Origin of the sequence: Gilliamella sp. W8128 (assembly GCF_016100545.1) — a bacterium.
Lineage (GTDB): Bacteria > Pseudomonadota > Gammaproteobacteria > Enterobacterales > Orbaceae > Gilliamella > Gilliamella apis.
Map to the genome: position 1 here is coordinate 61,428 of NZ_JACFSE010000008.1, position 25,961 is coordinate 87,388.

At 34.0% G+C, this 25,961-nt stretch carries 30 protein-coding genes, 1 tRNA gene and 1 pseudogene; 15 read left to right on the plus strand and 17 right to left on the minus strand.

Features of this window, described 5'->3' with window-relative positions:
* The first annotated feature begins 57 nt into the window (after positions 1-57).
* From H3U97_RS09410 to H3U97_RS09420, 3 genes are all read left to right on the plus strand, one after another.
* Positions 58-133 (plus strand) — tRNA-Lys (locus tag H3U97_RS09410).
* Positions 134-512: 379 nt separating this feature from the next.
* Positions 513-692 carry a hypothetical protein gene (locus H3U97_RS09415; RefSeq protein ID WP_198198787.1) on the plus strand — a complete coding sequence of 60 codons (180 nt, stop codon included), beginning with the start codon at positions 513-515 and terminating at the stop codon, positions 690-692.
* 604 nt (positions 693-1,296) lie between these two features.
* The gene (locus H3U97_RS09420; RefSeq protein WP_198198788.1) at positions 1,297-1,476 is read left to right on the plus strand and encodes a hypothetical protein; all 180 of its coding nucleotides are present in this window, start codon (positions 1,297-1,299) and stop codon (positions 1,474-1,476) included.
* A gap of 71 nt (positions 1,477-1,547) precedes the next feature.
* Here the strand turns inward: H3U97_RS09420 and H3U97_RS09425 are convergent, their stop codons facing one another.
* The 5 genes from H3U97_RS09425 to H3U97_RS09445 form a co-directional block, all read right to left on the minus strand.
* Positions 1,548-3,428: a replication endonuclease gene (locus H3U97_RS09425; protein WP_198198789.1), complete on the minus strand. Its 1,881-nt coding sequence runs from the start codon at positions 3,426-3,428 to the stop codon at positions 1,548-1,550.
* A gap of 142 nt (positions 3,429-3,570) precedes the next feature.
* Positions 3,571-4,584 (minus strand): phosphoadenosine phosphosulfate reductase family protein, encoded by a 1,014-nt coding sequence (locus H3U97_RS09430; RefSeq protein ID WP_198198790.1) that lies wholly within the window; start codon positions 4,582-4,584, stop codon positions 3,571-3,573.
* Positions 4,585-4,638: 54 nt separating this feature from the next.
* A complete protein-coding gene (locus H3U97_RS09435; protein ID WP_198198791.1) occupies positions 4,639-4,851 on the minus strand; it encodes a TraR/DksA C4-type zinc finger protein in 213 nt (70 codons plus the stop codon).
* The gene (locus tag H3U97_RS09440) at positions 4,844-5,056 is read right to left on the minus strand and encodes a DUF2732 family protein (RefSeq protein ID WP_198198792.1); all 213 of its coding nucleotides are present in this window, start codon (positions 5,054-5,056) and stop codon (positions 4,844-4,846) included. The genes H3U97_RS09435 and H3U97_RS09440 overlap by 8 nt, the downstream gene beginning before the upstream one ends.
* Positions 5,053-5,397, minus strand: coding sequence for a hypothetical protein (locus tag H3U97_RS09445; RefSeq protein ID WP_198198793.1), 345 nt, complete (start codon positions 5,395-5,397; stop codon positions 5,053-5,055). The genes H3U97_RS09440 and H3U97_RS09445 overlap by 4 nt, the downstream gene beginning before the upstream one ends.
* Positions 5,398-5,514: 117 nt before the next feature.
* Here H3U97_RS09445 and H3U97_RS09450 point away from each other — a divergent pair, with 117 nt between their 5' ends.
* Positions 5,515-5,718 carry a hypothetical protein gene (locus H3U97_RS09450; RefSeq protein WP_198198794.1) on the plus strand — a complete coding sequence of 68 codons (204 nt, stop codon included), beginning with the start codon at positions 5,515-5,517 and terminating at the stop codon, positions 5,716-5,718.
* Positions 5,719-5,752: 34 nt separating this feature from the next.
* Here the strand turns inward: H3U97_RS09450 and H3U97_RS09455 are convergent, their stop codons facing one another.
* The 3 genes from H3U97_RS09455 to H3U97_RS09465 are packed head-to-tail and all read right to left on the minus strand — an operon-like array spanning position 5,753 to position 6,298.
* Positions 5,753-5,899 carry a hypothetical protein gene (locus H3U97_RS09455; RefSeq protein ID WP_198198795.1) on the minus strand — a complete coding sequence of 49 codons (147 nt, stop codon included), beginning with the start codon at positions 5,897-5,899 and terminating at the stop codon, positions 5,753-5,755.
* Positions 5,900-5,909: 10 nt separating this feature from the next.
* Entirely contained in the window at positions 5,910-6,047 is a 138-nt protein-coding gene (locus H3U97_RS09460; protein WP_198198796.1) for a hypothetical protein, read from the minus strand.
* Positions 6,044-6,298 carry a hypothetical protein gene (locus H3U97_RS09465; RefSeq protein WP_198198797.1) on the minus strand — a complete coding sequence of 85 codons (255 nt, stop codon included), beginning with the start codon at positions 6,296-6,298 and terminating at the stop codon, positions 6,044-6,046. The genes H3U97_RS09460 and H3U97_RS09465 overlap by 4 nt, the downstream gene beginning before the upstream one ends.
* Before the next feature lie 144 nt (positions 6,299-6,442).
* On the opposite strand from H3U97_RS09465, the gene H3U97_RS09470 reads away from it, so the two are divergent.
* From H3U97_RS09470 to H3U97_RS09495, 5 genes and pseudogenes are all read left to right on the plus strand, one after another.
* Positions 6,443-6,811: a helix-turn-helix domain-containing protein gene (locus tag H3U97_RS09470; RefSeq protein WP_198198798.1), complete on the plus strand. Its 369-nt coding sequence runs from the start codon at positions 6,443-6,445 to the stop codon at positions 6,809-6,811.
* A gap of 204 nt (positions 6,812-7,015) precedes the next feature.
* Complete coding sequence (locus H3U97_RS09475; RefSeq protein WP_198198799.1) at positions 7,016-7,372, plus strand: hypothetical protein; 357 nt, start codon at positions 7,016-7,018, stop codon at positions 7,370-7,372.
* Between the two features lie 242 nt (positions 7,373-7,614).
* Positions 7,615-8,121, plus strand: coding sequence for a helix-turn-helix domain-containing protein (locus H3U97_RS09480; protein WP_198198800.1), 507 nt, complete (start codon positions 7,615-7,617; stop codon positions 8,119-8,121).
* Positions 8,019-8,963 (plus strand): annotated as a pseudogene (locus tag H3U97_RS09485) (IS3 family transposase). Before H3U97_RS09480 ends, H3U97_RS09485 begins: the two are co-directional and overlap by 103 nt.
* Before the next feature lie 79 nt (positions 8,964-9,042).
* Entirely contained in the window at positions 9,043-10,044 is a 1,002-nt protein-coding gene (locus H3U97_RS09495) for a tyrosine-type recombinase/integrase (RefSeq protein WP_198198802.1), read from the plus strand.
* Positions 10,045-11,607: 1,563 nt separating this feature from the next.
* Here the strand turns inward: H3U97_RS09495 and H3U97_RS09500 are convergent.
* Positions 11,608-11,928, minus strand: coding sequence for a hypothetical protein (locus H3U97_RS09500; RefSeq protein WP_198198803.1), 321 nt, complete (start codon positions 11,926-11,928; stop codon positions 11,608-11,610).
* Between the two features lie 17 nt (positions 11,929-11,945).
* Positions 11,946-12,386, minus strand: coding sequence for a hypothetical protein (locus tag H3U97_RS09505; protein ID WP_198192571.1), 441 nt, complete (start codon positions 12,384-12,386; stop codon positions 11,946-11,948).
* A 553-nt stretch (positions 12,387-12,939) separates the two neighbouring features.
* On the opposite strand from H3U97_RS09505, the gene H3U97_RS09510 reads away from it, so the two are divergent.
* On the plus strand, positions 12,940-13,272 hold the full coding sequence (locus tag H3U97_RS09510; protein WP_034902548.1) for a multidrug efflux SMR transporter: 333 nt from the start codon (positions 12,940-12,942) through the stop codon (positions 13,270-13,272).
* A gap of 128 nt (positions 13,273-13,400) precedes the next feature.
* Here the strand turns inward: H3U97_RS09510 and H3U97_RS09515 are convergent, their stop codons facing one another.
* Positions 13,401-14,003 carry a peroxiredoxin C gene (locus tag H3U97_RS09515; RefSeq protein ID WP_034902551.1) on the minus strand — a complete coding sequence of 201 codons (603 nt, stop codon included), beginning with the start codon at positions 14,001-14,003 and terminating at the stop codon, positions 13,401-13,403.
* A gap of 123 nt (positions 14,004-14,126) precedes the next feature.
* Positions 14,127-15,437 carry an ATP-dependent RNA helicase SrmB gene (srmB, locus tag H3U97_RS09520; protein ID WP_034902555.1) on the minus strand — a complete coding sequence of 437 codons (1,311 nt, stop codon included), beginning with the start codon at positions 15,435-15,437 and terminating at the stop codon, positions 14,127-14,129.
* A 249-nt stretch (positions 15,438-15,686) separates the two neighbouring features.
* On the opposite strand from srmB, the gene trmA reads away from it, so the two are divergent.
* From trmA to H3U97_RS09535, 3 genes are all read left to right on the plus strand, one after another.
* Positions 15,687-16,784: a tRNA (uridine(54)-C5)-methyltransferase TrmA gene (gene trmA, locus H3U97_RS09525; RefSeq protein WP_198198804.1), complete on the plus strand. Its 1,098-nt coding sequence runs from the start codon at positions 15,687-15,689 to the stop codon at positions 16,782-16,784.
* A 360-nt stretch (positions 16,785-17,144) separates the two neighbouring features.
* Positions 17,145-17,831: a heavy metal response regulator transcription factor gene (locus H3U97_RS09530; protein WP_034902561.1), complete on the plus strand. Its 687-nt coding sequence runs from the start codon at positions 17,145-17,147 to the stop codon at positions 17,829-17,831.
* Entirely contained in the window at positions 17,818-19,221 is a 1,404-nt protein-coding gene (locus tag H3U97_RS09535; protein WP_198198805.1) for a heavy metal sensor histidine kinase, read from the plus strand. Before H3U97_RS09530 ends, H3U97_RS09535 begins: the two co-directional genes overlap by 14 nt.
* On the opposite strand, the gene H3U97_RS09540 is transcribed toward H3U97_RS09535, so the two are convergent.
* From H3U97_RS09540 to H3U97_RS09560, 5 genes are all read right to left on the minus strand, one after another.
* Positions 19,214-19,414 carry a YaeP family protein gene (locus H3U97_RS09540; protein WP_065579167.1) on the minus strand — a complete coding sequence of 67 codons (201 nt, stop codon included), beginning with the start codon at positions 19,412-19,414 and terminating at the stop codon, positions 19,214-19,216. The genes H3U97_RS09535 and H3U97_RS09540 overlap by 8 nt on opposite strands.
* Before the next feature lie 37 nt (positions 19,415-19,451).
* Positions 19,452-20,414, minus strand: coding sequence for a lipopolysaccharide heptosyltransferase RfaC (gene rfaC / locus H3U97_RS09545; RefSeq protein ID WP_198198806.1), 963 nt, complete (start codon positions 20,412-20,414; stop codon positions 19,452-19,454).
* A gap of 2 nt (positions 20,415-20,416) precedes the next feature.
* The gene (rfaF, locus tag H3U97_RS09550; RefSeq protein WP_198198807.1) at positions 20,417-21,463 is read right to left on the minus strand and encodes an ADP-heptose--LPS heptosyltransferase RfaF; all 1,047 of its coding nucleotides are present in this window, start codon (positions 21,461-21,463) and stop codon (positions 20,417-20,419) included.
* A 10-nt stretch (positions 21,464-21,473) separates the two neighbouring features.
* Positions 21,474-22,400, minus strand: coding sequence for an ADP-glyceromanno-heptose 6-epimerase (gene rfaD / locus H3U97_RS09555; RefSeq protein ID WP_198198808.1), 927 nt, complete (start codon positions 22,398-22,400; stop codon positions 21,474-21,476).
* 122 nt (positions 22,401-22,522) lie between these two features.
* Complete coding sequence (locus H3U97_RS09560; RefSeq protein WP_198198809.1) at positions 22,523-23,518, minus strand: SIS domain-containing protein; 996 nt, start codon at positions 23,516-23,518, stop codon at positions 22,523-22,525.
* A gap of 240 nt (positions 23,519-23,758) precedes the next feature.
* Between H3U97_RS09560 and H3U97_RS09565 the strand changes: the two genes are divergently transcribed.
* The gene (locus tag H3U97_RS09565; RefSeq protein ID WP_198198810.1) at positions 23,759-24,514 is read left to right on the plus strand and encodes a DeoR/GlpR family DNA-binding transcription regulator; all 756 of its coding nucleotides are present in this window, start codon (positions 23,759-23,761) and stop codon (positions 24,512-24,514) included.
* Between the two features lie 84 nt (positions 24,515-24,598).
* Positions 24,599-25,897, plus strand: coding sequence for a four-carbon acid sugar kinase family protein (locus H3U97_RS09570; protein WP_198198811.1), 1,299 nt, complete (start codon positions 24,599-24,601; stop codon positions 25,895-25,897).
* Positions 25,898-25,961 lie beyond the last annotated feature (64 nt).

Here is a 25,961-nt window from a genome sequence, read left to right on the forward strand (position 1 = left end):
TTTAGAGTATTTGCATTAAAATCTAAACTTCTATACAATAACCAACACTTCTTTAGTGGGTTGTTAGCTCAGTCGGTAGAGCAGTTGACTCTTAATCAATTGGTCGCGGGTTCGATCCCCTCACAACCCACCATTAAAATCCTATAAAATCAATAATTTACCTGTTGCCTTATCCTTCCGATAAAATCTTAAAAAATATTAAGTGGCGGTAAAATGGCGGTGAACATATTTTTAATATGGTTTATACTTCGCCTTGAACTATTCCAAAGGAGCATAACCTTTGGAGCGATAATGCTAACCTTGTTCAGTTCACCTCAACAATTAGAATAAGTAGAACTCTTTACCCGCCTATATATTGATGCTAATTCAAATAGAAATGAGACAAAGATCGCACTAAATTGTGTTTCAATCATTTCATAGAAAATTATTTATCTGTTACAATAATTGATTGGGTGGCTGAGATGGAAAACTCGTCAATCTGATCTAGTAAACGAATTTTATAGGTGATCAATATGAGTGTTGATTTTTCTGAAGTAAAAGAAGTTAGAATGGTTTCAAGCAATAGCATTGAGATGATGGCGTTAATGAATAAATATTTAAAAGAGGGTACGTGGATTATGTTAAATGTGTCTTCTGGAGCAATGTCTGATGGAGCTCCTTATCAACTATTTTCGATAGGTAGAATAAAATAATTTTCAGTTTATAAAATAAATATCCGTTTGATTTTTAAATGGATATTTATTTTTCTCTATAAAAAAATCATTTAAAAACCTCACCTAAAATAAAAATATTTTTGTTTATCATGATGATAAATAATATTTGCGATCTTTTTTAATTAAAAAAACTGTAAAATATTGCAATATCTTTCTTTTATTTCAGTTTTTTATGATCCTTTACGATCCTTTTCACAATCAGCTTTTAAGATTTGTTTTGTAATAAAATTAAACTGAAAAAAATTTTACGCTCAAACCCTGTAGGCGGGTGCGGTGTAGCACCGTTTTGGTCTGGTGATCGATTCGGTCAATGAATATATTTTTTTGTTGGAATAATTATAGAAAGTAGTTGACTTTTATATAGGTGCACCTATAATAGTGAGTATCGGCAGGGCGCGGATAAAGCAAACCCCCAGCTTTCGATGGGGGCTTAAGGGAGAAAAAAGATGGTTAAGATCTTAATTCTCTTGGTTCTATTAACGGTATCATTACCAGTTCACTAGTTCCAATCAAAGGCGGGGGTGCCACCCCGCCAATGACCTTAATATATCAATTGATTAATTAAAAATCAAGGTGACAAAAAATGGCATTATCAAGAACTGAAATTCAGAAAAAAAGCGACCAAAAACGAGGCATAAAATCAAAAGGTTATAAATTGCCAGTTGATATTATCGATTTAATTACTGAATTAAGTTCTAAAACTGGAAAGCCTCAAAATAAAGTTATTGAGGATGCAATATTGATGTATAAAAACTCACTATAAAAAAAGCCCGCATTAGCGGGCGAGGTGAGGGCGTGGTATGTTATTTTGCTATGATTGGCGAGTACTTATTATCAAGGCGTGCGTGCCGCACGTTTTTTAAGGTCAAGGTCCTTGTTTTTTTCTTTCTTAACTATTTTCCATTTAATAAGCCTTGTGCAAATAAAGGACGTTAGTCCCGATAATGGTGAAAATACGCCTTTTATTTTTTTAATTACTTCCTCATATTGATTCAATTCTTCTTCGTAAGATAGCCTAACTTTTAAATCTTTGCGCAAAACCATTGGACCACCTTGGTGATTAGTATATGCGGCCCAATCACCAATATCAGCGGACGCTAAAACAGGATCGATAATTTTATCTTCCACTTTTTGGCTTTTTAATCTTCGTAGTTCCCGCCAAACGGTGACAGGTGCGCCGCCTAATTGTTGGAATTGGCGTATTTTCCAACGGCTTGCCCATGCAGTAACGGCTTTAGATGTTTCTTTTAAGTTTTCACCAGTTTCATCATCTACTTCATTATCCAACGCATAACCGTCAATATTTTTAGAAATATATTTAGCGATGTAGCCAGTTGCTGATCCTTTTTTTTTATCGATCATGGTAAATTCAAAGCGGTTTTTTGCGGCACCTTTTTCTTGTCCGTCTTCATCCATGGCATAGATCCACATTACTTTAAAAGCTGTTTGTAAATCTTCTGGACGCATAAAAACTAAAATATGCCAATGTGGTGTGCCGTCGTGATGAGGTTCTGCAACACGGAAGCCAAAAAACTTAATATCTTCACGATTAAGCTTTGCTCGAATCCTTGACCATACTTTACACAAATAGGCTTGGGTTTCACGTGGATTATTACCTTGCCAATTTTCGACAAATCCGCCTTTTGAGTAGGCACTATGATATTTTGAAGGAGCTGTTAATGTAATAAATGCACCGGTATAACCCATTTCATCAGCCAAATCTTCAAAGCCCCGCATTCGAGTCATTAGCTCAGCACGACGAATAGCTGGATTGGAAATCGATTTATGTACCTGCAAATCAAGTGCTATTTGTTCGCCAGTTTCTTGATTTTCAATTGCCATTTGTTCTAAATATTTTTTATTGCGTCGCTTTTGTTCTTTCCATTCTGATTGGCAAGATTGACTTGCATATGGGGTAGCTTTCTTTTGTACTTGCCCAACGGCAATAGCCAAATGTTCATGTTGGAAATCTCGACGGGTTTTTAACTTGTTATACCACCAATCCTCATTGGTTAATTTTGCCAACGCTCTGACAATATTTTCATTGGTTAACTTTCCATTTTTATAATCGGCAAAGTAGGGAGGTACGATATTGATGCCGCCAAGTTCATTTAAAACAGATTTATAAAGTTGATACTCAAGCCCAAGCTGATTAACCTCATTGGCAGATAAACAAAACTCATGATCTGCTAATAAGTGTTGTATAAGTTTATCTATATAACGAGCTATTTGGACACTAAGCTCAGCAATTCGCTCTCTGCCAAATGTAGGCAAGCTCTCAAACTCAGCAGAAAAGTTAATAGATAGTGCGCTTGGTTTAATAAATTCATATTGTTTATTAACCAAATCAAGCCTTGATTTAATATTACCGCCAAGTGTTTTACGCAAAAATGTATTGGCGGATTTTCGGCTTTTTGTTTGAAATAGTTTGATGTATTCATTTGCAAAATAGCTACTTAAAAAGTCTGGCAAACCAGAAAAATAATTAGCCCTAAAATTATGATCTTCGGTATCTACTTGCCATAATTTTATTTCACTATATGAAAGCCCTTGTGGCATTTTAGGTGATAATGCATGTGGATTAACTGGCGTTCTGATAACTTCTTTATTTGGTAAAAACTTGCCGACTGTTTCGTAAAAATCACGCATAACAAAACCTAGCGCATGACGGGCGCTATCAGTGATTGGTGGTAGTGTTTGCGTGATTGTGGCCATTCTATTTACTCCAGATCATCTCTGGTGTCAAAACGCCGATTAGTTCCCTAGCTGGCAGATGAGGTAATAACTGAGGAATAAGCCGACCCTTGCCGCCGACCCATTTTAAAAAGGATTTTTCTACACACATTTTTATCATTCCTTATTCACATACACCCGCGTAAACACTGTTACACGTTGCACTTTCATTTATTCCAGCTAATAAATCGAATTGGCGACCCCCACGAGTTGTCATTGCCCAATCTTTAACTGTTCTGATACCATGTGATTTGGTGCTGACATTTGAATTGTTTTTTTCAGAATTGCAGGGGTCAATAGTCGAAATAAAAAAAGTGGAACACCCGCGAGGGGAACATAGAGATACTAAGCGCTCCCACGCTTCAACGCGTGCAACTTCAGACGGGTAACGTAAAAATATCTCTCTTAGTTCCGATTTTCGGGCGTGAATGCACGGCATGCAACCAACTCTCGAAAACCCTTGCAGATGAAGAGGGTTTGGTCTTACGTTGTTTTGTTTTGCAAATGAAAAGACTTGATCGTGTGACCAATTAAGAATCGGGCGATAAACATTAAGACCGGGTGTATTATCAGCATCGGTTTCCCAAATTGGCAAATTTGCCCGCGCCGGACTTTCTTGTGCGCGCACGCCTTGCCAAATAATAACTTCCTCATACTTATCTAATAACCGATCAATAATTTGATGTTTAACTGCGTCATGTTTTAGTATTGTTGAGCAAAACCGCGCTTTTGTTGATGGGAATCTACCTTTCAGCATGCATAAATCTAAAAACGGGTTGCCGGTAGGATGTAATATATCTAGTGCCCGTTTTACTGCTGCGATAGCGCGTTCTTTACTAAATCCATACCGACTGACTAAATTATCTTGCCAATGCTCAGTAATGTACTGTCGCTTACGTTCGATGTCTTTTGATAAATCAGCTCTGACTTGATGAATTTCACCCAATATTTCAGACAAATATTTTACATAGTCATACGTTATTGAATGCTCGTGCCCAGTATCTGCAAACACATTTAAACGCTCAACGTTAGCGTTTTTTGCTAGCAGTCCAACGGCTGTGCTGTCCTTCCCGCCACTGATTAATACAACGTTGATAGTGTTTGGTTGGTAACATCTTGAATCGATTTCTACACACATTTTTGAGCCTAACTATTAAATTATATGGATTGGTTATTACTAATTAGCTAATGCTTATAGCCCATGGCGCGCCCTATGTTCTTCCTCTTGTTGACAATCGACACATAAACTAACTCCGGGTATTGCGTCGCGTCGAGCTTGTGGGATTGGATCGCTGCATTGGCAACAATAAAGAGCAGATTTACCACGATGTACAGTTGCATTACTTAATGCCGCCGTTAATGTATTATCAATCTGCGATTGCGCTTTATCTGTTATATCAGCCATGATGATCTCCTCGCATTTCTGAACGCATTTTTTCGACTTCCTGATCGAGCAGGTCGGCGGCTTCAAATGGCGTCATGTAATTGGTTCTGATATGAGCCGCCAATCTTTCAAGCTTAGTTGTAAAAACATCACATAAGCCTTTTTTTGTGTCCAATCTTGTTATGTTTAGCGCATTTTCCAGTTGTCTGACGGTAAAAGTATTCATGCCACTCTCCTTATTTCCTTTTTGAAATCTTCATTTTCACAAAGTGCAAAAGCATCGATAATCGACTGTAGGCGTCTTAGGCCTTTTTTTAGGTTGTCTAATTCCTGATCTGACAAATCGTCATAACTCATACTGTACGTATGTAAAAACGAGCTATTGCTGTTATAAATTGTTGTTGTGCGCGGACGGATGCCCGCAGCATCTAATAACAATCTTTTTTGCCCCGGCTTTAGATTGTTAAATGCAGTGCGGGCAAGGCTTCGCTTGCCGCTCAAAATTTGATGAAACTCACGTAAAAAACTGCGTGGCTCAATGGTTTGATTATTTTGCATTGTGTTCATGTAACCCCCCTGCAATGGCTAGGATTTAGTGCGCCTAGCCTCGCATTTCTTTTTTGTTCCCCAACAAAAAAAGAACCTGTTATAATCAACTCCCCCCAACAAAAAAGAGGAAATAAAATGTCGTACGAAGTTAAAAATGCTGTTCTTAGCGGCTCAGATGAAGTTATTGCCTTAAAATTGGCTTTGTCTGTGCTCGCTAATAAATTATTGTCAAAAAAGGATGTTGAAGATCTTGCCAGTCAATTGAGAAACACGCAGATTCAACAATGCATTTTGTTAGCCGATGAAATCGAACAATTTAAATGTTCTGACAAGTGTTGATTTCAACTGATTCAACTTTTTTAAAGTTGGGCTTTTAATGTTCATTCACTTTTTCAAAAGCCGTTATCAACTCATCAGCAAGAGAAACGGGATCGAAGTGCAGATTTTCTGCACTTTTTAATATTGCCTCTTTTATTGCTTTAATCTCCCAGCTAGTGACTGGTATAACTTCTACTGTCATGCTCATTCCTTTATTTCTTACAAGTTAATTTAGTGACTTTGCCGTTTGGCTTTTCGAGCCAACCGTTTGAATTATGTTTGTTGACCTTGATATAAATAGTTGTCGGCACTTCGGCTGACTTTGGACTTAAATAAATAGCGATGCTCATAATTTTGCCCCCTCGATATTGATAGTTAAATTTCCCTTGTAACTGGCGGCACCCTCTAAAGTTAATGCGACCATGTTAATTAAAGGGGGTTCACGGCTAGCCGTTCCTGCGTTGCTTTTCTTCTTACGGATGGGAAGCTCACCGCGTTGGATTTTGTTCTTAACCGTTGCCACGGGCATTTTTGCCAAATCGGCGAATTGCTGAGCCGTGACAAATGGGGCAGGTATAGCTATTGCAATTTGAATCGTCATAAGGCATTATTCCTTAATTAGTGTTTACTAGAGTTTATTGATGCTTGTTAATGTCGTTTTGCGTTTTTTAATAATAGTTTAATTCGTATTGCGTTGTAAATATAAAAAAACAACGAAATGCGTTTTTATTTTTTTGGGAAACATATGATTGAGTTTGATAATAGTAAAAACGTAATAAAAAGAATCCTCTCAGCTTATAAATTAAAAACAGTTAAATCATTAGCTGACAAATGGAACATGACGGCCAGCGTTATAGGTAGCAGAGTTCAAAGAAATACGTTTCCCTCTGATTTTGTAATTAAATGCATATTAGATACTGGCGCAGATCTGAAATGGCTTTGCACTGGTGAGGGTGAACCCAATATCGACGGTATCAAAACGGAAAAAAAATCAATTGAACTATCAAGCGAAGCATTAGAAAAACTAGAACGAATTGCGGCACTAAAAAGCAGTGGTGCTATTACTGATGATGAGTATCAGTTATTGAAGGGGAGTATTTTTAATAAAGATTAATTTTTATTGAACTTTGAGATCTTGAAAAAAATTCATCTGTACTTATATAAACTGATATTGATGTTTATTGATGTTTATTGATGTATAAAATAGTCATTGCCTATTGCGTGTAACCATAAAGTGTGGTGTAATAGCCGACAACAATATTTATAATAGACTCTTGGTTGAACGCCCTGGGTCTTTTCGTATAAAGAGTATTCAAATATGAATAGTGCCAATAGCAAAGATGAAGACATACTAGCTGAAGCAAAAAAAGCATTTGAAACAACACAAAACAGGATTTATGGTGAAATTAGTATTTTATTAAAATACGCAAAGTTAAACGCTTATGATATCCTTAAAGCAAGAAATCCTAGTTATAGCGAAGTGGTTGAATCTTTAAAACAGTATTTAGAAATAGTTGAATTATTAGCACCAATAATAAAAACACCACAACATGTGATTGATGACCTCAATTTGGTATTGGTTCATTTTAGCGAGTTAGCCAAAGGGATAGATGAAGAAAATATCGATATAATTTGCGAGGCAACTGCCAAATTAGATTGTAATGTAAGGCTTTAATTTAGAAGCTATTAGATAAAGAAGTATATTAAAACGAGGGAGAGATATTATGAATAAAAATTATGTATTGTTTTTATTGAAAAGAGCGGAAAAAATAGCAGATAAAATAACTAATTCGAGAAAGAAATTAGAGACTAGCTTAGCTGAGCAAAATAAAGCTGCGTAAATGTTATTTAAAATAAAAAAGCTCGTTTTTGAAGTGACCCCCAATAGTTGGACAACCAATTACTGGGGGTCTTTTTATGTCAAAATATAGTCGAGAATTAAAAATTATCATAGCTAATGAATTCTTATCAGGAGAATCATCGAAAATTCTTTCAAAAAAATATGCGATATCTTCTCGTCAGATTCGGTATTGGGCCCAAGTGGTTGCGATTCATGGTGATAACGCCTTTCAACCAACACCACATTTACGTCATGCCGAAGCAAGATTACAAGCACTAAAATTAATGTGGACAAATAATTGGTCTCTCAGGCACACTAGTGCTATGCTTAATTTAAGCTCCCCCGGTCTTCTATTTGTTTGGCTTGATAGATATCATAAAAAAGGTTTCCGAGGGCTTGAATATCGTTCCAGAGGAAGACCATGTATGAAGCGAACCCGTATTGAACCCACTCACAGTGATGATGAAAAAACAATTGAAGAATTAAAAGAGGAAATTGCTTATCTACGAGCAGAAAATGCTGTTCTAAAAAAGTTCGAAGAGCTAAAGCAAGCAAAACGACAACAAACAAAGAAAAAACGTTAGTTGTTTTAGCTCTTAAATATCAGTATTCCTTAAAACATTTGCTATCAGCAACAAAACTGGCAAAAAGTGTTTTTTATTATCATGTTAATAGGTTGAAAATGCCGTCTGCTTATGAAAATGAGTTAAAACGTATAGCATCGATTTACCATGAACATAAAGGGCGTTATGGTTATCGCCGAATTCATTTAGCGTTGATAAATGAAGGCATTAAGCTCAATCATAAAACGGTACAACGCTTAATGGGTCAGCTTAATCTCAAATCGACAGTAAGACCTAAAAAATATCGTTCTTATCGTGGAGAGACTGGTAAAACAGCCGCTAATTATCTTAAAAGAGATTTTGAATCATCGAGACCAAATGAAAAATGGGTAACGGATGTCACAGAATTTAAGGTAAATGAACAGAAAATTTACCTATCCCCCATTATCGATTTATATAATCAGGAAGTAATAGCTTATAAAGTAGCTAAAAATGCACGTTTGACCTTGGTGACAGATATGCTTCAAAAAGGGATATCACGCTTAAAACAGTATGAAAAACCGTTACTACATAGTGACCAAGGCTGGCAATATAGAAATTGCCATTATCAGAAGCTACTAGCTAATAATGGCATCAAACAAAGTATGTCCAGAAAAGGAAATTGTTTAGATAATGCGGTAGCTGAAAACTTTTTTGGTCTATTAAAATCAGAAATGTATCATGGATAATGCTTTGAAGATGCAGATGAATTGATTGAAAAAATAGAAGAATATATAGAATACTACAACACCAAACGGATTAAAGCCAAATTAAAAGGCCTGACTCCGGTTGAATATCGAAATCAGGCCTTACAAGCCGCTTAATAAAAGTGTCCAACTTTATGGGGTCACTTCATTTTTATACGGGCTTTTTTATTATTTGAATGATAAAAAATAAAAATAAATGACAGTACGCAAACAATCTAACGGCAAATGGCTGTTTGAAAAATATTTAGAGGGTAGCAGGCGCATTCGCAAAACATTTGCAACTAAAGGCGAAGCGCTTGCTTATGAAAGCTATATCGAAGAACAAGCCGCTACAAAATCGTGGATTGCTGAAAAGCAGGATCGGCGGCGATTGTCAGATCTGATCGAGCTGTGGCACAATGCGCACGGTAAAACGCTGAGTGACGGCGAAAATGTTTATACTACGTTGTTATTTATTGCAGATAGTATAAATAACCCAATTGCAGCAAACTTTACAGCCAAAGATTTTACAGAATACAGATCAAAACGACTAAGCGGCGAAATTTATCGAACTGAACGAGTTAAGACAGTTTCACAAAGAACGTTAAACTTAGAGCTAACTTATGTTAAAGCAATGTTTAACGAGCTGATCAGACTAGGAGAGTGGAAGCTAAAAAACCCGGTCGAGCATATTCGACAATTTAGAATTGACGAGCAAGAAATGGCGTATCTAACGCCTGAACAGATCAGAAAACTGTTAGCATCAGCAAAAGAAAGCAAAGCCAAGGATTTGTTAACGATTATTAAAATTTGCCTAGCAACAGGAGCAAGGTGGAGCGAAGCCGAATCGTTGCAAGACAAGCAAGTAAGAAATCAGTCAATTACATATTTAAAAACAAAAGGCAAGAAAAAACGAACAATACCGATTGATAAACCATTGTTTGACGAAATAGATAAAAAGAAAGGGCAGTTATTTACTCCGTGTTATTCAGCTTTCCGTTCTGCAATTAAACGTGCACAAATAGAATTACCCGATCGTCAACTGTCCCACGTTTTACGTCATATATTTGCCAGTTACTTTATGATGAACGGCGGTAATATTTTAGTATTACAAAAAATATTAGGTCACACAGATATCAAGATGACGATGCGCTACGCACATTTTGCCCCTGAACACTTTGAAGATGCTATAAAATTAAACCCCTTCAATAATATTTAAATGGCGGTAAAGTGGCGGTTGAGTTAGTTTATATAGCGGTTTATTGGTGTTTATTGGTTTTATAACTCGTTGATTATTTTGTAAGTTGTTGATTTTAAAGGTATGTACAGGGAACTCTTAATCAATTGGTCGCGGGTTCGATCCCCTCACAACCCACCATTCTTTTTTTTAACCTCATATTCAATTGTTAAAAATCCCTTTTAGAATAAGACTTTATACTATAAGCATTACTTGCGTTTTATTGCGCCAAATTGCACTAAATTACATATGCATTTGTATACGTTTTTGTATACGCTAACAATATTCATATAAACGTATACAAATACGGCGGGAAGACTTACGGCAACTAACAAATTGACAGATATAAAAAATATGAAGCAAGTGATGGTAATAGTTTATCTATATAAGTTAAAAAAATGACACAAAAATTTGACGGTTTAGATATTTAAGACACGATACAAAAAAAGACTAATCAGCTAAGCTTGGTGAAATATCCTTACATTTTTCTAGCTTTTGCAAAAGAAAAATAGATGAATTTAAAACATTAGTGCTAGTTGGTGTAGATCCCGCAAAATTTGAAAGAAGGATTTAATATAGATAGTTTGATTAATAAACAAATAGCTTTAAAAGAATTACAAAAATATAAATATAATTTTACGACAAATAAAAGTTGCGTTATGTCATATATTAAAATTGAAGAAATTAAGTTGTTTTGTACTAATAATTTAGAAAAATATATCATTGCAAAGAAAGTTTCATTCACAAAAGATAATTCATCTAAAAAAACTAAATTTGAAAATATGTTATAAATAAAAAAGAGAGTTAAAACTCTCTTTTTTTATTATTATTGTTAAGATTTTTTCCTCCTGAGATACTATGTCTAGTATATAACAATCGATTTTGCAGATCAATAAATTATGATATAATAGACACAAACTATCGCAAATTATATGACCGATCGTTCAAATCTTTCAAAAAAATATAAAAAAGTAACAACTTATAAATAATAAGTGTAAAAAGTGATTTTATATATGTGGAATAATTATTTATAAACATTTCAATAATTATATTTTTCTAGTGTGGGAGCATTAATAACATAAAGAGTTTGTGCTGAAATAGAACCCAAAATATACCCACAGTCTTGCCTAGTAAATAACCTTATTATTTTAAAATTAAAAAACAGAATCGTTTATATATTTTCACATTTAAACCAAATTTAGATCTAACTAAGCGACAACTGCAAAATAATTTGATATTAATTTAGAATAGCTTTGGTGACAATATTTTAGAGGGCATAAATATGAGAAGAAAACATATAATTCTACTACTATCTCAAATATTGAAAATAATTGAAAAGATGAATTCCATCATACAATCAATTTATAAATATGTTTTATTAACAGGAAATTTTTAAATTTACATAAAATATATTCTTTCATATTTTGTAGATGTTTTATTAGTAAGATTTAATTCAAATAATATAAAAAAATCTGAATTAAAAAAAGATATGCTTAAAAGAGAGGGGTGGGGATCCCTCTTTATTTATTATTAGAATGTATTTGGCTATTTATCTGGTCTTACAATTATATAGCTAAGCGCCCAACAAATAATACCTGTGGCAAATAAGTAAAAACCAACACAAATAAACATTTGCATACCCGTTCCTAAACCTGCAAAAATTTTTATAATTTTGATTGGATTAGCTGTATTAAAAATTGAACTAAATATAAATGTAGTTAATAAATACTCAAAAACAAAAGTTAATAGCCAAAATATTAAATTTTTTCTGCGACTTGCTTTTTGTTGCTCTAGCTGTTGTTTCTGTTGTTCTTGTTGAGTTTTTTCATAATTAATAATTAGATCATCAATTCCATTATAGCTCATTACCTTTTATCCTTATATTATTGAAAATCAGGAAAATTTAGAACTGGGTTATGTTTGATTTTGTCAGGGTTTTTAACTTCCCAAATTAGTTTTTCTGAGAAATTTTGTTGATAAACCCAGTTTTTGAATTTTTGTTTATATTGTTCATCAGCTTCTTTTTCTGATTTAACTTCATTCAAAAAATTAATAAAAAATTGCTTTGTTTGATGATCAGTTTTTGTTAAAAATTGATTAATTGCTATTAGTAAAAAATCTCTTTGAAACAGTAAGTTATAAATAACTTCTATGTCATTTTGTATATTAAGTTCATAACTTGCAATTTGATTTCCCATTTTTTTAATTTTTCTTTCATATTCTTCACTGATATCACTAGGTGGAATTACATATGTATTCCGTTCCTTCATTTTTTCATGTTCTCTAATAATATCTTTTACTATTCCACTGTAGCTATAAGGCATTTTCGCCTCCTATTTGAAAAATTTAAGTTAAATAAAAATAAATAAATTATATATTGATCGGTTATATAGATCAATAAAATAAGATATAATAGCTCAAAACTATTAAAATTGTATAACTGATCGTTGAAATCTTTATAATTTTCATAAAAAGTAATAGGTTAGAATAATAAATACTAAACTACCGTTCTAGAGGAAAATTTATAACAAATAAAATTGAGATTGAAAAATGTATTATTAAAATTACTATTAGGATGAGTGAAACATTAGACTTGTAAAAACTAAAAAGGCACTGCTAAACCACTAAATTTTAGGTATAATAACTTAGTCATATAGAAATAACTGACTTTTTGTATTTATTTTTGTAAATAGTGGCAAATTGCTATTCATATTAATTAGTTATTAATAGTTATTGTAAAGCCACCGTTTAACGCATGTAATATTTCATAAATTATTAACGATTTAGCTCGCTTAATTATCTCAATTGTTCACAAAATATATCATTATAAGTCTATATTCTATTTATAAAAATTTTAACCAATTTGAGAGTAAAACTATGAACGCATATCTGCTACTTTTCGGTGCAATTATCTGTGAAGTGATTGCAACATCTTCACTTAAATTATCTAATGGATTTACTAATCTTACTTTTTCAATAATTACCATAGTTGGTTATAGTGCTTCTTTCTATATTTTATCTTTAGCTTTAAAAACGATACCTGTCGGTATTGCTTATGCGATTTGGTCGGGAATAGGGATTATCATTATTAGTTTAATCGCTTGGATTTTTTTAAAACAATCATTGGATCTTGCTGCGTTGATTGGTATGGGATTTATTATTTTTGGAGTGGTAATTATTAATCTTTTTTCAAATATTTCAGGGCATTGAGATTGATTTAAAGTCTAATGATAAAATCTATTATAAAATTTGGAGTTTTTATTAAAATAAAAAAACCGGAGTAAAACTCCGGTAAAAGTTAGAAGAAAGGTATGTAAAAATATCAACTTTGAATAAAATTAGATTTCACTTGCGTGTTGTTTTAAGTAGCTAGCAACACCATTTGGATTTGCTTGCATACCTTGCTTACCTTTAGTCCATTGAGCAGGACAAACTTCACCATGTTCTTCATGGAATTGGAAAGCATCAACAATACGTAGCATTTCATCTACGTTACGTCCAATTGGAAGATCATTGATAGTTTCATGACGAACAACGCCTGATTTATCAATAAAGAATGAAGCACGAAGTGCAACGCCTGCTTCAGGATGTTCAACACCGTAAGCTTGCATAATGCTATGTTTGATATCAGCAACGATCGGGAATTTTACTTCGCCAATACCACCTTTATCTTGTGGAGTATTGCGCCATGCATTATGGACATATTCGGAATCCATTGAAACACCAATAACTTCTACACCACGTTTTTTGAATTCTTCAAGACGGTGATCAAAAGCAATGATTTCTGATGGACATACAAAAGTAAAATCCATAGGCCAAAAGAATACTACTGCGTATTTACCTTTGATATGTTCGGCTAAATTAAAATTATTTACTATTTCACCAGAACCAAGCACTGCAGATGAAGTAAAGTCTGGTGCCTTACGAGTTACTAATGTCATAAGATATCTCCTTGTGTAACTGAATTTGTAATTTGTTTGCGTTGAATTATAGCAGTATGTATCAATACGCCAAGTTGTTATCAACGATTGATTTCATAAGTTTAAACTATGATAAACAAATTATTATTCGGTTTTAATTATCGTTTTCTTTGGTTTACCCTTGTTTTTAGTATCTCGATGACGCTGTTTTACTTTTTTCTTTTTCGTATCTTCTTGTTTTTTAGCTACACTTTTTTGTTTAGCTTTCTGTGATGGTTTCTTTTTAGTCACTGGTTTTGGTGCTTTGGTTTTTGGTCGTAATTCATCAATGGTTCTTAATTTAATCGGTTCACGTATATAACGTTCAATTTTTAGTAATAACTCATTATCGTGAGCTTCAACTAACATTATTGCAGTACCTTTTTTTCCAGCACGAGCTGTACGGCCAATGCGATGTAAGTAAACATCGGCGGTTTTAGGTGCATCGAAATTGATGACATGGCTTATATCGTCAATATCTATTCCTCTAGCGGCAACATCTGTTGCAACCAACACCTTAACTATGTCATTACTAATTCTTTTGATTGCTTCATTTCTTTTGGCTTGAACCATTTCGCCTTCTAGATAACAACTTTGAATACCTGCTTGATGAAGTAATGTTACTAATTCATGCACTCTTTCCCGTTTACGAACAAATACAATCGTTTTTTTCACTTCATCTTGTTTCAATAAATACGTTAATAATGCAACTTTATGGGCAAAATCATCAGCGCGATAATAAAATTGCAGAATTTTTTTTCGTTCTTTTCGCGAAGGGTCGGCATTGATTTCGACTGGTTCTTTAAGAATACGATTAGCAAAGCTATGTAATCCGTCACCTTCAAGCGTAGCTGAAAATAATAACGTCTGTTTGCGCCAACGGGTTTCAGCAGAGATAGTTTCTACATCCTGAGCAAATCCCATATCTAACATACGGTCTGCTTCGTCCAATATTAACATTTCAACTGCACGACAATCGAAGTTTTCTTCTTTAATATACTGTAATAATCGACCAGTAGTGGCTATGACAATATCTTGATTTTTACTAAATACTTCAGCATGGTTCATATAAGCAACTCCACCAGTAATCGTAGCGATACTTAGGTGAGTTGACTGCGTAAGTAATTTTGCTTGCTCAGCTATTTGGATTGCGAGTTCTCGAGTAGGGGTTAGTATCAAAACTCGTGGTGGTCCTGGTTTTCGACGAGGAAAATCAAGTAAATGTTGTACCGCTGGAATCAAAAAAGCTAAGGTTTTACCAGTTCCGGTTGGCGCCGATCCTAAAACATCCTTACCATCTAATGCTACTGGTATAGTTTGTGCTTGGATTACCGTTGGTGTATTAATATTTTGTGCTTGTAGATTGTCAATTAGGATATCGTCTAACTGTAAATCGGAAAAAGTTTGTGTAGTCATAATGCTCTTTTATCTATCATTTTGTCCCACATTATAACGGCAATCGCTATAACTACAATCTTTATCGACACGCAACTGATTTAGCTTTAAACAAGCATAAAACTGGTTTTGACGACAAATGCGGTAGATAATAAAGTCGTTACTCGCCTATAACCTTACCATAGGTTAGGGATTATGATAGAATTAAACACTTTATAAGATAGCGAGTACTATTCACACTTTATCTAAATTGATGATCGAATTATAAATATGACAGAATCTTTTTCTAACGACAAATATAACCAGCAGTTACAAAATAAAATAACCAATTTAAAAATATTATTATCTGATTTTTCATTACCCGATTTACAGGTTTTCTCTTCACCAATAAGTCACTATCGTATGCGAGCTGAATTTAGAATTTGGCACAACGGTGAGGAGCTTTATCATATTATGTATGATAAAAAAACTAAAAAAAGAGTAAGAATTGATAGTTTTCCAATTGCATCACAATTAATTAATCGTGCCATGCAAACAATTTTACCGTTACTTCAATATAATGATAAGTTGCGCCATCAACTTTTTCAGATTGATTATTTTTCCACGTTGAGCGGCCAGTTATTAATAACACTCTTATATCATAAAAAATTAGATGACCAATGGATAATAGAAGCTGAGCGTTTAAAACAACAATTAGCTGAGCAGGGTATTATTGCCAATTTGGTAGGTCGAGCTAGTAATCAAAAAATTGCGGTAAATGTTGATTATGTCGATGAGGTTTTGCTCATATTTGATAAGAACTTTAGTTATCGACAAGTAGAAAACAGTTTTACTCAACCTAATGCTGCTATCAACATTAAAATGTTGGAGTGGGCAATATCTGTTACTAAAGATTCTAAAGGTGATCTTCTAGAATTTTATTGTGGTAACGGTAATTTTTCGATTGCCTTGGCACAAAATTTTCGTAAGGTGTTAGCGACCGAGATTGCCAAAGCTTCGGTCTATTCAGCGCAACATAATATCAAAATCAATAATATTGATAACTTAATTATTGCCAGATTATCGGCCGAAGAATTTACCAGTGCAATTAAAAAAGAACGACAATTTAATCGATTGCAGGGCATTAATTTAGATGATTATCAATGTCAAACCGTATTAGTCGATCCACCAAGAGCAGGATTAGATGATAATACGCTTGAGATTATCCAAAGTTATCAAAGAATTATCTATATTTCTTGTAATCCGAATACGTTAAAAAATAATTTGGAACAACTTACCAAAACGCATCATATTGAACATTTTGCCATGTTCGATCAATTTCCTTATACCGATCATATTGAAACGGGTATTGTTCTTCGTAAAAACTAATATCAACCATATTCAATTACGGTTAAATTTGCTAAAATAAAATTAGTTTTATAGTGAATTAGCCGTAATCCATAAATAAATTTACGTCAGTAAGTATTAAAGGCAAAAAAAAACCCTAGATCAACTAGGGCTGCATTAAATTGCAAGGAATGGATGAAAGGAAATAAAACAATGAAACAATACTGTCTAGCCTCATGAATCATTGTGGCGATACTATAACAAATCAAAACCGACTGATTAATGACGTTTAGGTTACAAAATAGTCATTAAATTGTCATGATGTCATTTCCCTTTTTCATATATCCTATTACTGCATTATGCAATTTCGATAACCTGATAGAACATTAAGGAATATTCAATATGAAATTGTTAGTTGTTGAAGATGAACAAAAAACAGGTGAATATCTACGCCAAGGATTAGTTGAGTCAGGATTTATTGTTGATCTCACAGATAATGGCTTAGATGGCTATCATCGCGCAATGACTGAAGATTATGATTTAATTATTCTAGATGTAATGCTCCCTGATATTGTTGGTTGGAAAATAGTTCAGTCTTTACGTGAAGCAGGTAAAGACACGCAAATTATTCTTTTAACTGCAATGGGAAGTGTTGAAGATAAAGTTAAAGGGCTCAATTTAGGCGCTGATGATTATTTAGTTAAACCATTTTCTTTTGCCGAACTATTAGCAAGAGTTAAGTCATTATTAAGACGAAATGTACCACAAGTTAATAATTATCAATTAAGTATCGCAGATCTTGTTATGGACTTACCTAAACGAACCGTAACCAGAGGTGATAAAAGAATTGATTTAACCAATAAAGAGTTTTTATTACTGGAATATTTTTTACGTTATCCTGGTGAAGTGCTCCCTAGATCACTCATCGCTTCCCAAGTATGGGATATGAATTTTGACAGTGATACCAATGTTATTGATGTAGCAATTAGGCGTTTGCGTAACAAGATCGATGCTGATTTTGAACCAAAATTGATTCATACGGTCCGAGGAATGGGATATAAATTAGATGTATTGGATGAAGAAAACTAACATCATATCATTTCGTATACCACTTATTGTATGCCTACTGACATGTGGGCTACTTTATTGTTTTAGCTATCTTATTGAACATACCTTTGAAAAAATTTCGATTCAACAAAATGTCACAGAACTGAATTCTGTCATCACCTCAATCGAGCGTGAGCTTACCTATTATTCGCCCGATGAAAACCGTGATGAATTTTTTCAAAATCTTTTACTTATTTTAACCGGTCATCATCACTTATTTGTTTATATTATTGATGATTCAGGAAAAATTGTCTATCGTACCCGAGGGCCAAATCTATCTATTGCTTTATCGCAACAAGATTTTGATCGTTTAATTACTGAAAATAGTACTGCAATTTGGAATATTGATAAATCGTCTTATCGTGTCGGAGCCTCTAGAGTACTATTGGAGGAAGGTCGCCAATATACGACGATAGTTGCAGTAGCGCGTGATTTACAACTTGAATTTATTAAGCGATTGAGAAATGGTTTAGGTTTACTTATTGCTATTTCTTGTGTTTTGGCTTTAATAGGTTCATTAATTTCAATATATTTTACGCAAAAACCGATCAATCGTTTAATTAAAAAGATTGAAGGCATTAATATGAAAAGTTTAAATTATCGTATTTCAACCAAATCAGTACCGGTGAAATATGTTAGTTTGGTTAAAGCTTTTAATAATATGCTTCATCGAATGGAAGATGTTTTTGATCGGCAACGTAATTTTACTGCTGATATCGCTCATGAAATGCGCACGCCAATTACTAATTTAACCACACAAACGCAAATAGTATTAAATAATGCGCGATCAACCGATGAATACCGAGAAATTTTATATTCTAATTTAGAAGAGTATGAAAAAATGTCTCAGATGATTTCTGATATGCTTTTTTTGGCTCAAGCAGATAATCATCAATTGGTTCCTAACCTTATCGATATTGATTTGCACTCGATGATCAGTTTGATGTGTGAGTATTTTGAACCTCTAGCGGATGAAAAAAATATTACTTTTGATATAGAAGGTAGTTGTTCTCATATTGAAGGCGATAAAATGATGTTAGGACGAGCGATAAGTAATATATTATCCAATGCTATTCGTTATACTCCTACAAATAAGACAATTAAAATTAGCTTGAGTCAAGTGAACCAAAAACGAATTCAAATTATTATTGCAAACCCAGGTAAAAAGATTGAAAGTCGCCATTTACCTCATCTTTTTGAGCGTTTCTATCGAGTCGATGAATCTAGGCATCGTAATGGTAAAGATAGCTCAGGAACAGGGATTGGTTTAGCAATCGTTAAATCTATTATCGACACGCATAAAGGTCATATACATGTCGAATCTGATGATTTATCAACTCGATTTATTATCAAACTTCCTACCGTTATTTAACGTCAAAATCACTTATTAGTAGATTAGCTGCCGCATAGGCAGCTTTTTCTCGTAATTCAGCAGGTACTTGTTGATTATCAACTATCTCATTGAGAACTGTCATTACCGCACCTAAAGCATCATCAATATAACCTAAATCATTACTACCAATTTGTGCATATTTTTCCCGAATTAGCTCACTATATTTGTTCATTTTAATATCCTATCGATTCAAAAAATTTAAATATGATTTAAATAAATGTTATTAACTGTTGATAAACTTCGTCAGCAGTTATGGATTGCATCGTTTTATCTGTGGAAATGATGCTATGCTGGTTTTTGCCATATCCGCCAATAAGTTTCGGATCGGTATTACCAAATAAAGTAATATTAGGTCTATCTAATGCTGCTGTTAAATGGCTTAATCCAGTATCGACGGATACTACAGCTTTGGCACCGGCAATAACTGTTGCAATTTCATTAAGAGATAATTTAGGTAATACTTCAACATGTTTGAACCCTTGAGCTAAACGTAATGCACGTTCTTGTTCATGTGGAGCTCCCCATGGAAGTTTAACTTTTAGACCAGTAGGTTCAATTAGCTCAATCAAATTACGCCATGCCGATTCAGTCCAATGTTTTTCATCACGGGTAGTTGCATGTAGGAAAATCAAATATTTTTGGTTATCAGGTGGTAATGATGTTAAAAAATGATCAGCAATAGCATAGTCACCAATCGAATCTGGTTGTGAGTAGCTAAGACTTTTAGCAAGTAACATACGGACACGTTCAATTGCATGCATCTGTTTAGGAACATGATGTTTTACGTCATAAAACCAACTTGCAATTGGTTCTTTTATGCTTTGGCGATCCAAACCATGTTTGATACCTTTCGCTTTACGAGTGATTAAAAATGCACTTTTAATTAGCCCTTGAGCATCAATAATGCAATCATACTGTTGACGCTGTAAGTGTTCTATAAATTGATGGCGTTCTTGACGAATATTCTTAGCGAACCAGTTTTTTCGCCAACGTCTAATTGCAACCGGAATGACGTCATTTACTGCAAAATGCCAACTGGGAATTTGACAAAAGTTTTCTTCAACAACCCAATCAAATGTTATATCAGGTATGCAGTTAGCTGCATCAGTTAAAGCAGGTAAAGTATGCAATACATCACCCATAGATGAAGTTTTAACAATTAACACGCGCATAATTAACGGCTCTTTTCGCAGCGAACAATAAGTTTCATTAATGTTTCAAATACTAAATCTGGTTTTATATCAATAAGGCTTTGATGATATCCTTGTTCTGCATCACCTTTACGAACGCGATGATAGCCAGTGATTAAACGGATGACTTCAGCTTTATCGGATAGTGGCGGGGTAAAATCAGGACTACTTGGCCCATAAAGTGCCACTAAAGGTTTATCTAGAGCTGCAGCTACATGCATAAGCCCTGAGTCATTGGTGACGACAGCTTTACACGCAGCAATCAGATTTATTGCTTGTCCTAATTCAGTTTGTCCAGCAAGGTTAATGCATTGTTCTCCAAGATTCATTTTGGCAATAATTTGTTCGCCAACCGGCTTATCTTTTTCTGAACCAAAGATAATAATTTTAGCATGCTGTTTTACGATTAAATCAGCTAACGCGGCATAGTGATAATCAGGCCAACGTTTGGCTGGACCAAATTCAGCACCAGGACAGAAACCGATTAAAGGCACGTCACTAGGAATATTAAACGTTGCTAATGCTTGATCTACTTCATCTTTTTCAACACTAAGCTTTGGCCACAAAATTGGTTGAGGCAGATCTTTAGCTGAATGAATATCTTGTTTAGGGTAGGCTAGAGCGACATAGCGTTCTACCATTAATGGAAAGGCTTGTTTATCCAGCACTCTTAAATCATTTAATAAGCCATAACGCATCTCACCTTTCCAACCTGTACGTTTAGCAATTTTAGCAAAAAAAGGAATAAGTGCCGATTTAAATGAATTAGGTAAGATGATTGCTTGGTCGTATTGATTATTGCGTAATTCCTTTCCTAACTGATAACGTTTGCTTAAAGCAAACTCACCATGACTAATAGGCATAGCAATTGATTGATTTACTTCAGGCATTTTATCTAATAAAGCACGGCACCAAGTTGGTGCCATCACATCAATTTCAATAGATGGATCTAACTGTTTTAATGTGCGATATAAGCTTTGTGACATCATCATGTCACCAACCCATGAAGGACCAATAATCAACGTTTTCATTGCGGTTCCTTTATTGTCGGTTTAACCATTGCATATATTCAGTTGTTCCTTGAGACACTGTTTTGAACTCAATAGGACAACCTGTTTTCCTGAATTTAGTTAGATCAGCTTGAGTAAAGCTTTGATAGCGTCCTTTTAAGTGTTCAGGGAATGGAATATAGTCGATTTCGCCTTTTTTATGATAATCTAATACTGCATCAGCAACCGATTGGAATGATTCAGCACGACCAGTTCCACAATTAAAAATGCCAGAAACTTTATTTTTCCAGAACCATAAGTTAACTTCAACCACATCGCCAACGTAAATAAAATCACGTCTAAAATTATCACTACCAGCAAATAATTTTGGCTTTTCGCCTTTGGTTATTTGTTCATTCAAGTGATATGCAACGCTAGCCATGCTACCTTTATGATTTTCACGAGGTCCATAAACATTGAAATAACGAAAACCACAAATTGGCGAATTTGCATTAGGTAAAATTTCTCGTACGTACTGGTCGAATAAAAACTTTGAATAACCATATACATTTAAAGGTTTTTCATAAACTCTATCTTCAATAAAATTGTCACTGCGTCCTCCATAAGTTGCGGCGGAAGAAGCGTATAAAAAAGGAATATCAAAATCTAAACAGTAATGCAGCAAATCTTTTGAATAGTTGTAATTATTTTCCATCATAAATTTGCCATCCCATTCAGTAGTAGATGAACATGCTCCTTGATGAAAAATAACTTCAATATCCAGATTTTCACCGGAGACTATTGCTGAAATAAACTCATCTTTATCCATATAATCAGCAATATCTAAATCTGCTAAGTTGGCAAATTTAGTACCATCGGTTAAATCGTCTACTACTAAAATATCTTTTCGGCCTAAATCATTCAAACCTTTAACAATATTACTTCCAATAAAACCGGCACCACCAGTAACAACTATCATAATTACAACCTTTAACTAATGAAATTAATGACACTATAATAACGATTTATTGGCAAATTTTCGAGTGCTCTTTTAGTTATCTTAATTTTGTATGTTGTTACTTGATGATCATAAGATTTGATTCAGCGATATATATCTGTGATATGTATCATGCCAATAAATTGTTTTTTATTATCAATCACAGGTAAAACGGTTATTGGTCTAGGTTTATGTTGTTCCATTTTATGTAAAGCCTCAGATACATATTGGCTATGTTCAATAGTTATTGGTGTGGTTATCATTAACTCAGAAACTTGAATATCTAACAGATTAGAGTGATATTGTAATTGTCTACGAATATCGCCATCGGTAATTATGCCAAGTAATACATTGTTGTTATCAACTATCGCAACAGCTCCTATCCCCGAATTTGTCATAGCAAAAATAGCGTCAGAAATAGATTTTTCTGCAGTAATAGCAACCTTTCTATTATGTTTTTCAACTAACTGTTGCACTGTCATTAAACGTATTTGGCCTAGATTTCCGCCTGGATGATAAAAAGCAAAATCTTGTGAACTAAATTTCTTTGCATACATCACTGATATTGCTAGTGCATCACTTAAGGCTAATTCTACCGTTGTACTTGTTGTCGGCGCCAAATTGAGTGGGCATGCTTCTTGGGCTACATGGGCATCTAAATTATAGGTTGCAAAGCGAGCTAAGGTTGATAATGGATTACCACAAATTGAGATTAACGGAATATTAATTTGTTTTATTGTCGGTAAAATATTCACAATTTCGGCTGTTTCTCCACTGTTTGAGAGGGCAATAATGGTGTCATCTTTAGTAATGCAACCTAAATCACCATGCATAGCTTCTGCTGGATGAAAATAAAAAGACGGAGTACCTGTGCTCATAAATGTAGCGGAAAGTTTACGAGCAATATAGCCAGGTTTTCCCATTCCTGTCACGATAACTCTTCCTTTGGTATGCAAAATTAACTCTACTGCATGGAAAAAAGTTTCATTAATTGAGTTAACAATTTCTTCTATTGCAGCAGCCTCTTGTTTTAGAACTTGTTTGGCAAGTTGCAAAGTTTCATTTTTGCTTACCAAAGAACTTTCTGATGTTATTGTCATATCCAAATTATCCTTGTTTATGAATTAAATTAACTCTGGTGAAGATTGAATAAATAGAAGCATAAATTGTATGCATAAAACTGAAGATAATTTTATTGATTCACAAAAAACTAACTAAGAAAAAGTGAAAGTTTGATTCAGATCACATTTGTTAAACCCGGTTGTGAAAGTGTTAAAAGATTAACATTTTGTTGATTATTTTATTACTACAATGACGCCAACTTAATTGGGTAACTCACTATGAAACAAGAACTACCAAGATATAAAAGAATTTTAGAGTACTTAGATGAATATGATGTTGCCAACATCAATTTACTATCTAATTTATTTTCCGTTTCTCATATGAGCATCAGACGGGACTTAAAACTTTTACAAGAAAAAGGATTAATAAAAGTATCGTATGGAGGTGAAATAAAAAGAAGTTTTTTAAATGGTACCCCCCTTTATGACATCAAACAAAATCGATTTTCTGAAGGGAAGAAAAGAGTAGGGAAAATAGCGGTAAGTTTATTACAACCAGGGATGGTAATTTTTATTGATGCAGGAACAACGATGCGTGAATTTGCCTTGAATATCAATGTTCCAATTACAGTGATTACTTTAGATTTACATGTGGCTTTGGAATTATCTTCCCGGCCAGAAGTGAACACGATTATTTGTCCTGGTGAAATACAAACCACAAATGCGTCAGCTTATAACACTCAAGCCATGAAGTATCTATCAGAGCAGGTTATTGATTTAGCCTTTATTGGTGCGGATGGTTTTAATCTAGAAGATGGAGCATTGACCACTACACAGATTAAAGCTGACTGTAAATGGTTGGCATTATCCAGATCTATTCAATCGGTTCTTTTGGTTGATAGCAGTAAATTGGGGCTTAGATGTCGTTTTAAAATCTGCGATTTAAATCGATTTAATTATCTTATAACTGAAAAGCAATTTCCTAGTAATTTTGAAAAACAATTAATAAAACAGGACATTAAATATATTTATTAACTGATGCAACTAATAGTTAGTTAATTTTGGTAGATGTATAAAAAGTTCATTTAGTGAGCTTAATTTTTGAGAGGAAGCAAAAATATGAAAGTTGCCGTTGTAGCTGATGATTTGACAGGTGCTAATGCTACCTGTGCTTTATTAAGCAAAAAAGGGTTTAATGCAATTACATGTTTAGAAAAATTTAATGAAGATCTTTCTAAATTTGATGTGATTTCGTTTGCAACTGATTCACGTTCAATACCTTATAAAGAGGCGTATTCACGGGTTGTTGATTGCATAAGTCAATTTAGCAAATATCAACCTTTAATCAGTAAACGTATAGACTCAACGTTGCGAGGTAATTTAGGAGCAGAAGTTGATGCGGTTATTGACAATGATCCTAATCTAATGGCTTTGGTTGTACCTGTGTATCCATCTAGTGATCGAATTTGTGTTGGCGGATCTTTATTAGTTAATGGTGTGCCATTACAGAATACAGCAATGCGTAATGATCCTAAAAATCCGATGACGGAGTCTTCAATTTTAGAATTATTTCGTTGCCAATCTCGATATCCTGTCTCACATATTACTCTCAAGGATGTTTTAGAAGGTAAAGATAGAATTGAGCAGCGTTTAAAACAAATATATCAACAAGGTGGTCGTATTGTCATATTTGATGCTACTACGGATACTGACATTAGTGTGATAGCGCAAGCAGCGAATAATGTTAATTTGCCTGTTTTTTGTGTTGATCCGGGGCCATTTACTGCCCAGTTTGCTGATCTACGTTATTCATCAGAACGAAAGATGGCCAACAAAGTGTTTGTCGCAATAGGCAGTGTGTCTGATCTTACTCAAAGACAAATAAGAAAATTGAAATATGACCGAAAAGTTTGGTTAGAAACGATATTGGTTGATGAATTGATAGAAATTTCTAAAGACATCAAGAAAGCTAAACCAATTGTAGATAAATTACTGGAAAAGGTTGATCAATTTGATGTGATCGGCATTGATACCGTTGAAATGCCAGAGCATGTTTGTGATTTAGCTAAGTTAGCTGCTAACAATAATATGAGTATGAGTGAAATTAGTAATACCTTGAATCAAGCTATTGCCGAAATAACTGCTCAAGTCTTATTCCACCCTGAATCTATTATTAGAGGTATTTATACCAGTGGTGGAGATGTCACGGTAAATGTTGTAAATCGATTAGGAAGTAGTGGTTTCTTACTTAAAGATGAAGTTGAACCATTAACGGTTTATGGACACCTTGTCGGTGGGAAATGTGATGGTTATTCGATAGTAACGAAAGGTGGCTTTGTCGGTAACGATAATACGTTAGTCCATTGTATCGATTATTTGAGTACCAAGATTTCATCACATGAAAGCTTGAAGCATTAATACCTTATAACTAGTTCAACTTAGATAAAACAACATAAGTTGAGCAAATTTTGAGTAATTTTAA